This window comes from Kamptonema formosum PCC 10802, from assembly GCF_000332335.1.
In the GTDB taxonomy this organism is placed as follows: Bacteria; Cyanobacteriota; Cyanobacteriia; order Cyanobacteriales; family Oscillatoriaceae; genus Oscillatoria.
Genome location: NZ_KB235948.1, coordinates 220,580 through 233,830 on the forward strand (window position 1 = coordinate 220,580; position 13,251 = coordinate 233,830).

Consider the following 13,251-nt stretch of genomic DNA (forward strand, 5'->3'; position numbering starts at 1 on the left):
ATCAATTAACCCCTCTCAGAACGCTCTTCGCCCTCTTGGCGCTCTTGGCGTCTTGGCGGTTCAAACCTAAACATCTCCACAACGCTCCTGCTATAATACAAAACACCCAGCGCGCAAGCCACCTGAATCGCACTCAGCCCCAGAACCGGGCGCAAATCAGGTTTGATGAAATCAATTATAAACCGAAATCCCAAGTAAGCGAGCATGTAAAACTTAAATAAATCCCCCTCTTGCCGGCGGCTGCGGCTGCGGACGCGCAAAAAGAGCAGCAACCCCAGTAAAAAGGCAATTTCATACAGCTGGGTTGGGTGCCGGTGAGTGCCATCCCCGAAATCGACTCCCCAAGGTAAGGAGGTGGGAATCCCGAAAGTGCGGTCGCTCAAGCCGGTTAAGAAACAGCCAATCCGCCCCACAGCAGTACCGGCAATTAAAGGATACACAAAAGCGTCGCCGGTTGAACGGCGGACGCCGATAAATTTTTTTGTCAGTTCGACGCCAGCGAGTCCCCCCAGAAGGGCACCCACGACGGTTTTTCCCTGAACCAGGAGCCAAAATAATTGCTGCCAATTTTGCCCGAGTTCTGGCGCGTGCTGCAGCAAAACGAGCACCTTGGCACCGGCGAGCGCCCCCACCATCCCGCCAGCGATTACAGAACTGCGCTGACTGGGGGAAATGGTATCTTTGCGAACGTTTCGCAGGAGTAACCGAAGGGAAATGGCGTAAGCCAGAGCCTCAAAGAAAATGTGCGGGTGAATCCGCCAGTGTCCGACCCACAGATAAACGGGGAACATAGCGAGCAAATTGTCAAGTGGTAAGAGCGGGTTTCTCAAGCAATTGTCAATCTCAAATCAGAGAGCCTAAGACTGGCCATCCCGACGGCCCAACTCATAGACACCGCAGCCGATACAAGCAATGATACCAACACTGATCGCCCAACTGCGACCCAAACCGAGTTCGACGCCATAGTTGCACACAGCGCCTATAATGAAAAACGGGACGATGCTGAGCAGGGAAGCAAAGAAGGAGTTTTGGGCTTCGCGACCCCGGCGAGTGCGCTCAAACTCCTGCGCGGAGGTGTACAGGGAGCGCTCCGCGAAGTTAAACCAGCTTGTCAGACGCTCGGTCACCCACTCACCCACCGGGGAGAAGCCTAAATACAGCGACAGCGACCACAGACCAGTGCCGGCGATCGCCGTGGCGTCGGGAGCGAACTCAAAAGGAAACAGTTCAGTCAGCATGGGTTTTAGAGCCGTTGAGAGCTTAGGGGGAGTAACACTTCTTAGCTGGATTCTAGCCTTTGTGGAATTTTAACCCAAACTTAAGGCGGTTTGAGTCTAAAAGGTTTATAACTGATCGTGGGCAAGATGATTTTCCGGAACGGTTTGATTGAGCCAGTAATCCATTGCTAGCTTTCAAGACTGCATCAGAAGCTGGAAAATCGCTTCACCGCTTTCCCTCAGGCTTGACAGAGTGCAAAGATGGAGTATAATATTGACTTTCAAAGTCATCTGGCGGTTGAGGAGTGTCAAAAATGAAGCTAAATAGGTTTGGGCGTCTGGAACGTCTTCTATTGCTAGCGGGGGCAAGTCTAATCGCGCTTGTCGCCTTGGGATATCATCCCAGCGCAGTGAAAGCCCAAGGCAGCGAGAGCGCCCAGACGGCTACCGGAAGCTGGCTAGCGGCTTCCTTTCCCGTGGAAAACTTTCAAGAATACAGCTCTCCCTATGGCCCGCGAGGGTACGGGGAGTTTCACTACGGCCTGGACATTGCGGCTCCCCAGGGGAGTTACATCCGCAACTGGTGGTCAGGTGAGGTGGTGGAAGTGATTGACGATGACCGGTGCGGCACCGGCTTGGTGATACAGTCCGGGAAATGGGAGCACGTCTACTGCCACATGGAAGGGCAAGTCGGGCAGGCCAATGGCCGCAATTATCTGATTGACCGTGAGGGTGGGATTCTGGTTTGGCATGGCCAGCAGCTGAGCGCCGGCGTCCGGATTGGTCGCGTTGGCATGAGTGGCCGCACCAGTGGCCCTCACCTGCACTGGGGCCTGAGGTACGCCGAAAACTGGATCGACCCGGGCACCGTCCTGCGAGCGATGTACGGCGAACAAACTGCCGCCCTCTCCAGGCGGCTTGACACACAGCAAAACTGAGGGCCGCCGGCACTGACCGATTTGCGTTCCACTTGCCAAGCTATGCTATACTTTGCTATTAGCAGCCGGCACTAGCCCGAAAACCAAAGGCGGGCGGCTGCCTTAAAATTGGGAGCCACCTTCATCTGAAAACCATGATTGTGTGCCGACTGGTCTGCGTTTAGATGGCCGTTTCTTGACTTTATAGAGTGGTAACGGGATCTGGACTGAACTCAAAATTCTGCTCGCGGGATTTGACTGCGGGCAAAAAGTTGACACGCGCCCGGGTTGAGAGACTCTCTCAGCTCCTGTATTTGTTAGCGACCGTTATAGCAGCAGTCCTATTGGTTAGGACATTCATGGCATGGCGTATGGGGCTCATGCGCATGGGTCATCGCGCATGGGGCAAGTAGGGGCGGGTTCACCCAAGATGTCTCTGGGTTTTACCAGATGTTAGTAAACCCGCCCCTACCAGCTTTTGCCTGCATGCGTGATGCGATGATGCCCATGTACTAACCTAAGTGCATAATGCTATAAAGGTTGTTAGAAAAAAAGTGTCTGCTTCTGGCTTGTCTCCTGTAAAAAATCTGGGGAAAAAACCGGATTAGCGTCCCTGAAAAAAACCCATATTGGGAACACCAAGAAACCAGGTTTCGCGCTCAGAAACCTGGTTTCACTGGATCGCACCGGCAAGCCCGGGCCGGCAGCTCGTCAGTCCCGCGAGACGCTGGATGCGGTCTGGCGTTCGGGCAGGTGGCTGTACTCGGCGACAATTTGCCGGAACTGTTCGCCCTCAATGGTTTCCCGGTCGAGGAGCAGCTCCACAAGCCGGTCGATCAGGACGCGGTTTTCGCTGACGGTCCGGCGAGCTTGCTGGTAGCACTCAACCGCCAGCGCCCGAACTTGGTGGTCGATTTTGGCAGCCACCTGTTCGGAAACCTCAGAGCGAGGCGTCCAGTCCCGACTCAAATAGGTTTCATTGCTGCCGCTTTCGAGCGCCACCGGCCCCAACTCAGACATGCCGTAGCGCGTCACCATCTCCCGCGCCAAATTCGCCACCACTTGGATGTCGTTGCTGGCACCCACCGTCACCTCGTCGTGGCCAAACACCTCTTCCTCTGCAGCCCTGCCGCCCAAGGCAATGGTAATCCTGTCTCTCAGCCAAGCCCGGCTGTACAGGCCGCTATCCACCATCTCTTCATTAAACACCTGCTGGGCAAAGCCGCCGATCCCTCCGGAACGGGGAATAATGCTAACTTTATTCAGGGGGTCAGAATTTTTCAGCACCGTCATCAGCAGCGCGTGCCCCACCTCGTGGTAGGCAATCAGCCGCTTTTTCTTGCTGTCCAGCAGTGGCGTCAGCGTCAGCCCCACCGTCACCCGGTCGATGGCGTCGTCAATTTCCAGCGGGCCAATCGCTTCTTTGCGCCGGCGCGCCGTCAAAATCGCCGCTTCGTTGAGCAGGTTGGCCAAATCCGCCCCGGAAAATCCGGGAGTCCGCCGCGCTATCGCCTCCAGGGAGACTTCTGGCGACAGCTTCTTGTTGCGGGCGTGCACCTGCAAAATCCCCAGCCGCCCGTTGTAACCGGGCAGGTCCACCGTTACCTGCCGGTCGAACCGCCCCGGGCGCAGCAAGGCGGAGTCGAGCACGTCGGGGCGGTTGGTGGCGGCAATAATAATGATGCCGGTGTTGCCCTCAAAGCCGTCCATCTCCGTGAGCAGCTGGTTGAGCGTCTGCTCTCGCTCGTCGTTCCCGCCGCCAATCCCAACACCCCGCTGCCTCCCCACGGCGTCAATCTCGTCGATGAACACAATGCAGGGGGCGTTCTCTTTCGCCTTTTTGAACAGGTCCCGCACCCGCGAGGCTCCCACGCCCACGAACATCTCCACGAATTCCGACCCCGAGATGCTGAAAAAGGGCACGCCGGCCTCACCGGCAATCGCTTTGGCCAGCAGGGTCTTGCCGGTTCCCGGCGGGCCCACCAGCAGCACCCCCTTGGGAATCTTGGCTCCAACCGCTGTGAAGCGTTCCGGCTTTTTCAAGAAGGTGACGACTTCCTGCAGCTCTTCTTTGGCCTCTTCAATGCCGGCCACATCGCTGAACAGGACGCCGGTTTTGGCTTCCATCTGGAAGCGGGCGCGCGATTTGCCAAAGTTCATCGCTTGGCTGCCCGCCTGGCTGGACCGGCGCAAGATCATCGTCAGCCCCCCAATCAGCAGCACAATCAGCAGCAAATTCGCCACCAGCCCCACGGCAGCGCTGCGGTCAGCCGTCGGCTGGATGTCCAGTTTAACGTCCTCTTCCCCCCCTCGGTTTTTTTGACCGATGGCTCGGTACAGCTCTGGGTATTTGTCAAACAGAGACACCTCGTACTCGGTTTGAGCGGACTCTTTTAACTTGACTCTGGCCACCTGTTGCGCTGGGTCAATCTCAACCTTGTAGACTTCACCGGCATCTATTTTCTGGAGCAACTCACTGTAGCTCATGCTTTTGCGCTCTGGCGCTCCCAGTGCCGGCACCGGCAGCAGCAGCCCCTGCAGCACCAGCCAGCCCGCTGCGAGATAGCCCAGGCACAGTGCCTGTTTCGAGCGCCTTTTTGAGCGCCGCTCCAGAGTTTCCAGAGGAGCGCGCCTCCCCTGATTGGCCTCAGATTCCCTGTCCTGCCCCATCAGTGCTTTCATCCACAAACCTTTCATTTCCCCTTGCCTTCTGCCTGCTGTCTTGTCCAATTCCTGCGCCTCAGCTTGTGGGCCAATTCCCCACCGGCAGGAGTTGAGAACCTTTCCAAACCCAGTCTAGCTTTCCCGATTCTAGCCCAGCGCGGTCGTGGCCCGCCCGCCCGGCTGCCAAAAGCTGCCGGTTTTTCTTTCTCGCCAGCCCAGATCCCTGAGCGCGCAGAAACCGGGTTTCTTCTAGAAACCCGGTTTCTGGCCCTTCTTTCCTTGACAGGGCATCCTTTCTTAAGCTAGATTAAATACAGTCGGAATGACTTCGGTTTTTAACAAAAATTTAAGCATTGCCCTCGCACTCAACTCTTGCAGGAGAATCGATTTTATGGTAAAGATAGTCGGAATGGCGGGAAGTTTGCGGTCTGGCTCCTACAGCCAGCTGGCATTGCGCCAAGCGGCGCGGCGGGTGGAAGCGCTCGGTGCGGAGGTGGAAATACTGGATTTGCGAGAAATGAGATTGCCGTTTTGCACCGGCGACAAGGAATATCCGGACTGTCCTGATGTCGAGCGGTTGCGCGCAGCGGTCAGAGAAGCCGACGGACTGATATTGGCCACACCAGAATACCACGGCAGCGTCAGCGGCGTCCTGAAAAACGCCCTGGACTTGATGAGTTTTGACCATCTGAGCGGGAAAGTTGCCGGTTTGATCAGCGTTTTAGGCGGACAGCCCAACAGCAACGCCCTCAACGACCTGCGGGTTATTCTGCGGTGGGTGCACGCCTGGGTGATTCCCGAACAAATCGGCGTCGGGCAGGCGTGGCAGGCATTTGGCCCTGAGGGCAAGATTTTGGATGAGAAACTGTCGCAGCGCTTCGACCAATTCGCCCAGAGTTTGGTGGACAGCACGCGCAAAATCCGAGGCTTGTAACGCTTCCCCCTCGTTCCGGGGCGGTCTCCGTGGGTGGCCATTGGTGTCAACTTAAGCTGTTCCTAGTTCTGGGCGGTTGAAACCGCAGCTATACAGACAAAACCCGCCTACGCGGGTTTTAAGATTTTAGCTCTTCTCTTAAGTCCGCGCAGGCGGACTTGGTTTGTGCAGCCGCGATTTCCAATCGCCTGGCGCTTAAGTTGACACCGATGGCACTCTTTCGCGCCCCTACAGCCTGGGAACGCCCAAAGGGAGGCTCCGCCTCCTTCCGCCCGGGAACGAGAAACGGCTAGTGGTGGTGGTGCCCGTCGTGATGGTGGCCGTGGCCGTCGTGATGGTGGTGGTGGCCGTGCCCGTTGTGATGGTCGTGAGAGTGAGCCGCCGGCAGAGCCGTTTGAACCTTGACAGATACCGCTTCTTGTGATAAGAGCGCTTCGATATGCGGCACAGCCCACTCAGCCGCCATCTGGAGAAAATCGGGACGCTCGTTGACGCAAGGCATCTGCAGGTAAGTCACATCAGGACGCCGGCGCTGCAAAGCGTGAATGATATGCTCCACATCCAGCAGGGTTTCGTGATTTTCCGTCGCAAAGCCAATCGGCATCATCACCACAGCTTGAGCGCCCAAGTCAGCCAGGTTGCTCGCCGCTTGCTCCGCACTGGGTTGAGTCCACTCAATCAGAGGCGTGTCGTGATTGAGCCAGCCCACAGAAATCAGCGGGTAGCGGTGGATGAGGCGCTCCCGCACCAGTTCGTAGAGCGCCTGACTTTCGTCAATCCCAGAGGTGAAGCCTTTGGCCTTGTGGGGGCAGCCGTGGTTCATCAGCACGATGCCGATTTGGGACGGCAGGTATTTATCCGCAAGTTTAGAGGAGATCGCCTCCTCGACCTGCTTAGCCATCAAATCGATATAAGCCGGCTGGTTATAAAAAGAAGGGATGTAGCGCATTCCCTTAACCCAGTGTTCCGAACCGGCAGACATTTCGGCGAGGGCTTTGTTCACCTGCTCGACGGCGATACCGCTGGTGAAGATGGAATCCACCACCAACAGGGGGTAAATCAGCAGCTTGTCGAAACCTTGGGATTTGATTTCGGCGAGAACTTGTTTGGGGAGGAAGGGGGCGCAGAAGTTAAATGCTTTGAACACCCGCACAGACTCGCCCCAGCGGTGCTGCAGCTCGTGTTCGATGCCGGCGCGCTGCTTTTCAAAAATGGCATTGTGGGGGGAGATGAAATCGTGATGGGTGTGCCCCCACTCGTGCCGGTCAAAAATCGCCAGCAGGCGGGCTAGGGGGGGGTAGATCCAGGTGGGAACCGGCGCAAACTTAGCCGTGAGCAGATTTAAAGCCTGTTCGTTATAGTTGGCGAAGTCTTCGTAGCTTTCGACTTCGCCATATCCCATCAGCAAGACAGCAACACGGTTGCTGCCGGCATCTAAAAGGGGGAGATGGTCTTGCAGTTTTTCCGGGGTGGCTACCACGTCAGGTTCCTCCATTGCATGGGTGTGAGGGGCCAATAGCGCTGGGGCATGTCGTTGCGGTGTGTGGGGATGCCCCCAGCGCAAGGCGTCCGTTTCTCTAGAGTAGCAACCCAGGGGGGGGGATAGGGGCTGGCAAGCGTTAAGAAAGAATAACGAAGAAAAAGAAGGCAGAAAATTCTCCACCGTTTGCCGGTGCGGGCGCGATAAACCCCCGTCTCGTGCGAGAAAGACAAATTATGCTTTTAATTTGCTGGTTTTTGAAATTGAAAGCATCCGGTATTGCGGCCAAAAACTTTTATTGTCAAGCTTTAAAGACAAGATATAGCAGCAGTCATATTGATTAGAACAATAGAAGCTTGGGGAGCGGAGGAGCAAGGGAGGCCGGAATGTACGTTTCCTAAATGCTTACTGCTATATAGACGTAGGGCAGGCGTCCCGCCCCCCTGAAGGTCTAAGGTTATAACCTAAGTGCATACTGCTATAAAATCCATCGCAATGGGGATCGCAAATTTAATGCAATTTAGAGATTTCGCCCGGCCCCGGTTCAGGAGAATGTGACGACTCGATCCCGACCTTCGTGTTTAGCGCGGTACAGCGCAGCGTCAGCCGCTTGGATCGCCGCCGCGCCGGTGAGACCGTGGTCAGGGAAAATGGCCACCCCGATCGAGAGCGTCACCGGCCCAAGAGACTGAGAGCGGTACTGGATATTCAGGCATTTGACGCCGGTGCGAATTTGCTGGGCTCGCTGCTGGGCAATCTCCAAGGACGCATCGGGCAAAATCAGCAGGAACTCCTCCCCACCGTAGCGACAGACAATATCTGACTGGCGAACCTGTTTTTGCAAAAATAGACTCAGCGCCCGCAACACCTCATCCCCGGCATCATGGCCAAACGTGTCGTTAAACTGCTTGAAGTAATCCACATCGAGCATGATGATTCCCACAGTTTTCTGCCCGCGAGAGGCTCGGTACACCTCGCGCTGCAGGGCTTCTTCCAGATAGCGCCGGTTGAACAAACCCGTCAGCGGGTCGCGAATGCTTTGGCTGTGCAAAGTTTCGCGCAATTTTAAGTTAGCCAGAGCCAGGGCAATCTGTTCCGAGACAGTGCAAGCCAGCAGTTGCTTAGCCTCTGTTAATTGCCCATGTGCTGAGGCACTCAAATACAGCAGCCCCATTGCCTCCCCCTGAGCCATCAGGGGGACACAGCAATATTCAGCCGGCAGCGGGTTTTGGTGTAAATGTTTGCAGAGCAAACCCTGCTGCGCGCTCTCAACCGAATGCAGCTGTCCCCGGCGCAGCGCCCAACATTCATTGGGTGTGAAAAGTCTCTCGCTGGTCAGGGGTGCGCCCCAGGAGACCACCGCCTCAACCAGTTTTCTAGAGGGGCTGAGCGTGAAGAGTCCGCCGTTGAGATTGGGGAAGAGCAATTTCAAGCCTTGCGCAATCACAGTATAGGCTTCCCTGACCGTCAGGCAAGCTTGGAGTAAATCGCTCATCTGGCCCAGCTGGGTGAGCTCGAAATTGCGCTGTTCCAGTTCATTGGTTTTGTGGTAGAGTGATTCCTGAACCTGCTTGCGCTCCTCGATCTCTGCCAGCGCCCGATCCCGCATCGCCTTATAGTCTTGGATGCGGTTTGTCAGGTAGGTGACGTCCTCAATCACCAAAAGTGCGTAGAACCCCGGGCCAGTTAACTGGCGCACAGCGGTGACAGTGGTGTGCTGGATGCGCAACTGTTCGTTGGGCAAGCGTGAGGGAATTAGGTGCTTGTGAAGCTGGGAAGAAAAGATGGTAGGCGGTCCGCCTTCAAAGATTTGTTTCAGGCGACTGGAATACTTGGGCTTCAGTAAGTGAGGGAAATAATCCCCAACGCTCGCCCCCACAATTTTGCTTTTGGGGATGAGAGTCCAGTCTTCCAGGCATTTGTTCCAAAACAGAACAATAAAATCTTCCCGAAAAACACACACTCCCACCGGCATGCGGTCGAGAATGCCAAATTTTTCTTCAACCCGTTCCAGCTCGTCCATCATTCCGCCCCATAAGTTTGTTGAATGGCAGCCAGCAATGCCTGGAATGAACCCAGCTTGAAAATCACGATGATGTCCCCTTCAATTTGCAGCTGTTCGATCGTGAAACTGGCTTGCGCCAGCAGGATGGTTGCGTTGGGGTCGAAGTTATTGTCAGTCAGGAGTTGCGCGACGATTCCTTCAATATAAGTGGGGAGCGAATAGTTAAAATCCTGCTCCAGCAAGTTGCTAATCGCACCCATCAAGCCGCTAATGAAGATATTGCCCACCTCGGTGAGCGCACCAATCTTGACTTCATCGAGATCGGCTGCGCCCAGATCCTCGTTGCAAATGGCCGCGACGAGCTTAGATGCGCTGTCTGTGGGGAAAACCAGCTGTGCGCTCCCGCTGAGCGAGCCATTAAAGCCAAGCCTCACCGCAGAAAGACCGTCGGCACCGAGCCGTTTGTACAGTTCCTCTTTTGCCTGCTGCGGGGAGAGGATTTGCAGGGCAGGGATTTGCAAGCAGATGTGGGAGCCGATCATTTCGTTGAGCACGCTAGCGGCTCGCCCCACACCGATGTTAACCACTTCCCGCAAGGCATCGAGTTGAGGGAGTGTCAGTTTCATGGGCCCTCTTTGTCTTTGAAACTGAGAGCCTGTTTAACCGCCTCTTGCAACTCACCGGCTTTGGGGGGTTTGTACAGAACTGCAAGAGCTCCTAGATTTAAACATTTCTGGCGGGTAGTGCCTTGGGTGTCGGCGGTGAGAAAAATTGTGGGAATCTTCAGGTGCCGGTCGTTCAAAGCCTGGAGAACTTCCATCCCGTTAATATCTGGGATTAAGAGATCCAGCAAAACGCAGTCTGGATTGTGAGTTTGAGCCATCTGGAGCGCTTCTTGTCCATTGCTCGCCTCTAGAATGTCGTGGCCTTCTTTTTGCAAGATGCGGCGAACCATTATGCGCATTATCTGCGCGTCATCTACAATTAAAATTAACGCCATTTGCTTCGGGTTTTAGCGAGTTACAATCGGGACATTGCCGGATCTGCCAAGCCATACAGGCAAGCCGATAATCCTGCCATATTAAGGGCTAAAAAGATGGAAATTTCGAGAGAATCTCTCAACCTTTACTTACTTTAGCAGCAGGGTGCGCTATTAACGCACCCCAGGTATGGGACGGCACAGCCTGGCGCACCTGCTCCTGACCCCATCGCTCGTCAGAGCGATCTCTCCTCTTATTACCCTACCGCAATCGCGACCCGGTCGCGCCCCTGAGCCTTAGCGCGATAGAGGGCAGCGTCAGCCGCCTGGATGGCAGCCGCGCCGGTGAGGGCGTGTTCGGGGAAGATGGCCACCCCGAAGGAGGCGGTCATCGCACCGAGAGGCATTTGGCGGTGCTGGATATTCAACTGCTTGATGGCTTGGCGCAGCAACTCGGCTTGCTGTCGGGCGACTTCCAGGGGCGTTTCCGGCAGGATCAGCGCGAACTCCTCACCGCCGTACCGGCAGGCAATATCGGAACTCCGGACATGTTTTTGTAACAGCTGTCCCACTTGCCGCAGCACTGTATCGCCGGCAGCGTGACCGAAGGTGTCATTGAAGCGTTTAAAATGGTCCACATCGAGCATAATCACCGCCAAGGGCTGCTGCTTTCGCTGGGCTCGGCTTACCTCGCGCTGAGCGTGATTCTTCCAGGTAGCGCCGGTTAAATAAGCCGGTGAGCGGATCGCGAACGCTCTGTTGCTGCAGCGTTTCGTGCAGCTTTAAATTCGCCAGCGCTAAGGAAATCTGCCGCCCCACCGTCACCGCTAACTGCTGTTTGGCCTTTGTTAATTGCCCCTTTTCTGGGAAGCTTAAATACAGCACCCCGATTGTTTCTCCCCGCGCCACCATCGGGATGCAGAAATACGCACTCGGGAATGAGTCGCCGTGCAGGTGCTTGCAGTTCAAACCGCTGCCGCTGTCTTCAACGAGATGAGGCTGGCAATGGCGCAGCGCCATGCATTCAGCCGCTGAAAACAGCGTCTGCGCCGTCAGGGTTTCGCCCCAAGTGGCCATAGCTTCAACGAGGATTCGGTCGTTACCGCTGGCAAATACCCCACCTGAATTGTGGGTAAATAACAGCGGCATGAACTGTGCGATCACTTGAGCAGCTCCCTCAGAGTTCAGGCAGCTTTGCAGCATATCGCTCATGTGGCTGAGCAAGGTAATTTCGTCGTTGCGCTCTTCGAGCTCGCTCACCCAGCGGATGAGTTTCTGATTGGCCTCTTGCAGCGCTTTTTCTGCTCGCACCCGGTCGGTGATGTCCGCAGCAGTGCCGAGAACCTGCTGCGGCTTTCCCTCGGGAGTTCTGGCGAACACCGTATCCCGGCTGTGAAGCCAGCGCCACTCACCGCTAGCGTGTTTCATCCGGTACTCCGTCTCGATAATGTCGCCATCTTTAGCCGTGTCGAATCGCTGGGTATATTCGAGGAGTTTTGGCCAATCGTCAGGGTGCGAAACGGTTTGAAAAAAAGCCGCCCCCATGTCCTGAATCTCTTCTGGCGTGTAGCCCAGAATGGCGGACACTTGCCGGTTAACATAAATATTCCGCTGTTCAATTATATCGTACAGATATAAAATATTGGGAGTAAAATCGGCGATTCGCTGAAGGAGACGCTGGCTCTCCCGCAGCGCCTCTTCTGCCAGCACGCGCTGGGTGATGTCTTTCATAAAGCAGTGATGTCCTGTAAAGTTATTCTGGCTGTCGCAGGCTGTTATCATTACAAGTAGCTTGTGAAAAATCGAGCCGTCTTTGGGAAGCCCCCTGGCTTCAACTTCCACCTTGCCGGTTTTCAGCATAACTTGGTAAGCGGCTCTCATTTTTTGCCGGTCGTCTGGGTGTACGGTGCTGTCCCATTCCATGCCGGTCATCTCTTGCGGCTCGTAACCAATCATCCTGGCATAGGCTCTGTTCGCAGAAATGTAACGCCCCTGCGCGTCCAGCCGGGAAATTCCATACAGTGAGTGTCCCCAGTGGGCAGGCGAGTGCCTGGCCAGCGGCAGCATTATTATTTTTGGCTTTTCTTCCCTTGGTGGGTGGGCTAGGATGGGGTTTGGAATGATAAGAATTTCTTATCGGTCACAGTGGCAAAAAGCCCGCCGCAACTCAAGTTTTTGACCTATAAGGAATTCTTATCATTTGTCCCATTCAGCCCAGCTATCCTCTCTCACAAGCTTCTGGAGCCGCTTGTCCTCTTTGGGGACTTCCAGGATTTCCTTCAGGCGCAAGCGCCGGTAGCGCTGCCGACTGAGCTGCCAGTCGAACCAGTACACGTTGGTTCGCAGGTATAGCAGTAGTCATATTGGTTAGGACAATAGGAGCTTCGGGAGCGGGGGAGCGGGGGAGCAAGGGAGGCCGGAATGTACCTTCCCTAAATGCCTACTGCTATATAGACGTAGGGGGGGCGGGACGCCCCCCCTGAAGGTCTAATGTCCTAATCTAAGTGGCTACTGCTATAACCCTTTTTTGTCACTCTGGAAAGAGTATAATAAGAGAAGAGCGTTCAAACCCTTGTGCTGCATATGGTTAAGCCCCGAGCTGCCCGACCGACCGTCAATTTTATCGATGAGTATTGCGCCCCCTACAGAGATATCTTTCCAGAAGTTAGAAGCTTTGAAGCTTTTAAGCTACTTCACCTCGGAATGATTTCAGACATTAAACGCAAAACTTTACCCGCTATAGCCAAAATATCTGGCCTTGAGAACGAACTATCTTTGCATTTTTGACTCAATCACCTGGGAAAGTTACCCAGCTAAAAATCAGAAGACTTGAATTAATATGAAAGGCTCTTCGGGGGCGAAAAATTATTTTAATCATTGACGAAACCGGCTAAAAAAGGAACTAAGACGGATTATGTAAGCGGGCAGCACATTGGCCAATGAGGGAAAGTTGAAAACGGTCTGGTGGCTGTGGCTGCTTATGGATTAATCGACGGCATAACTTTCCCCCTAATTTTTGAAGTGTACAAGCCGAGAAAGCGCCTCCAACCAGGAA

General features: G+C 55.0%; 12 protein-coding genes and 1 pseudogene. 3 read left to right on the forward strand and 10 right to left on the reverse strand.

Annotated features, from left to right (window positions below):
• Window positions 1–5: 5 nt before the first annotated feature.
• Window positions 6–791, reverse strand: coding sequence for a prolipoprotein diacylglyceryl transferase (locus tag OSC10802_RS0101030; RefSeq protein WP_017714924.1), 786 nt, complete (start codon window positions 789–791; stop codon window positions 6–8).
• A 66-nt stretch (window positions 792–857) separates the two neighbouring features.
• Complete coding sequence (locus OSC10802_RS0101035) at window positions 858–1,238, reverse strand: hypothetical protein (protein WP_017714925.1); 381 nt, start codon at window positions 1,236–1,238, stop codon at window positions 858–860.
• A 293-nt stretch (window positions 1,239–1,531) separates the two neighbouring features.
• Here OSC10802_RS0101035 and OSC10802_RS38160 point away from each other — a divergent pair, with 293 nt between their 5' ends.
• A complete protein-coding gene (locus OSC10802_RS38160; protein WP_044169920.1) occupies window positions 1,532–2,155 on the forward strand; it encodes a M23 family metallopeptidase in 624 nt (207 codons plus the stop codon).
• A 690-nt stretch (window positions 2,156–2,845) separates the two neighbouring features.
• Here the strand turns inward: OSC10802_RS38160 and ftsH are convergent.
• Entirely contained in the window at window positions 2,846–4,831 is a 1,986-nt protein-coding gene (ftsH, locus tag OSC10802_RS0101045) for an ATP-dependent zinc metalloprotease FtsH (protein WP_017714927.1), read from the reverse strand.
• A 358-nt stretch (window positions 4,832–5,189) separates the two neighbouring features.
• On the opposite strand from ftsH, the gene OSC10802_RS0101050 reads away from it, so the two are divergent.
• Window positions 5,190–5,732 (forward strand): NADPH-dependent FMN reductase, encoded by a 543-nt coding sequence (locus OSC10802_RS0101050; RefSeq protein WP_026098061.1) that lies wholly within the window; start codon window positions 5,190–5,192, stop codon window positions 5,730–5,732.
• A 289-nt stretch (window positions 5,733–6,021) separates the two neighbouring features.
• Here OSC10802_RS0101050 and OSC10802_RS0101055 read toward each other — a convergent pair whose 3' ends face one another.
• From OSC10802_RS0101055 to OSC10802_RS48535, 7 genes are all read right to left on the reverse strand, one after another.
• Window positions 6,022–7,212 (reverse strand): ferrochelatase, encoded by a 1,191-nt coding sequence (locus tag OSC10802_RS0101055; protein ID WP_017714930.1) that lies wholly within the window; start codon window positions 7,210–7,212, stop codon window positions 6,022–6,024.
• Window positions 7,213–7,756: 544 nt separating this feature from the next.
• Window positions 7,757–9,238 carry a sensor domain-containing diguanylate cyclase gene (locus tag OSC10802_RS0101060; protein ID WP_232731591.1) on the reverse strand — a complete coding sequence of 494 codons (1,482 nt, stop codon included), beginning with the start codon at window positions 9,236–9,238 and terminating at the stop codon, window positions 7,757–7,759.
• On the reverse strand, window positions 9,235–9,843 hold the full coding sequence (locus tag OSC10802_RS0101065; protein WP_017714932.1) for a chemotaxis protein CheC: 609 nt from the start codon (window positions 9,841–9,843) through the stop codon (window positions 9,235–9,237). Before OSC10802_RS0101065 ends, OSC10802_RS0101060 begins: the two co-directional genes overlap by 4 nt.
• Complete coding sequence (locus OSC10802_RS0101070; protein WP_017714933.1) at window positions 9,840–10,217, reverse strand: response regulator; 378 nt, start codon at window positions 10,215–10,217, stop codon at window positions 9,840–9,842. Before OSC10802_RS0101070 ends, OSC10802_RS0101065 begins: the two co-directional genes overlap by 4 nt.
• Before the next feature lie 236 nt (window positions 10,218–10,453).
• A complete protein-coding gene (locus OSC10802_RS53900; protein ID WP_071593252.1) occupies window positions 10,454–10,855 on the reverse strand; it encodes a GGDEF domain-containing protein in 402 nt (133 codons plus the stop codon).
• Window positions 10,821–12,263 (reverse strand): PAS domain-containing protein, encoded by a 1,443-nt coding sequence (locus OSC10802_RS53905; protein ID WP_052334285.1) that lies wholly within the window; start codon window positions 12,261–12,263, stop codon window positions 10,821–10,823. The genes OSC10802_RS53900 and OSC10802_RS53905 overlap by 35 nt, the downstream gene beginning before the upstream one ends.
• A gap of 129 nt (window positions 12,264–12,392) precedes the next feature.
• Window positions 12,393–12,530, reverse strand: a complete 138-nt coding sequence (locus OSC10802_RS48535; protein ID WP_017714934.1) for a hypothetical protein — start codon at window positions 12,528–12,530, stop codon at window positions 12,393–12,395.
• Between the two features lie 249 nt (window positions 12,531–12,779).
• Between OSC10802_RS48535 and OSC10802_RS53910 the strand changes: the two are divergent.
• Window positions 12,780–13,251: pseudogene (locus OSC10802_RS53910) on the forward strand (transposase); the annotation flags it as partial.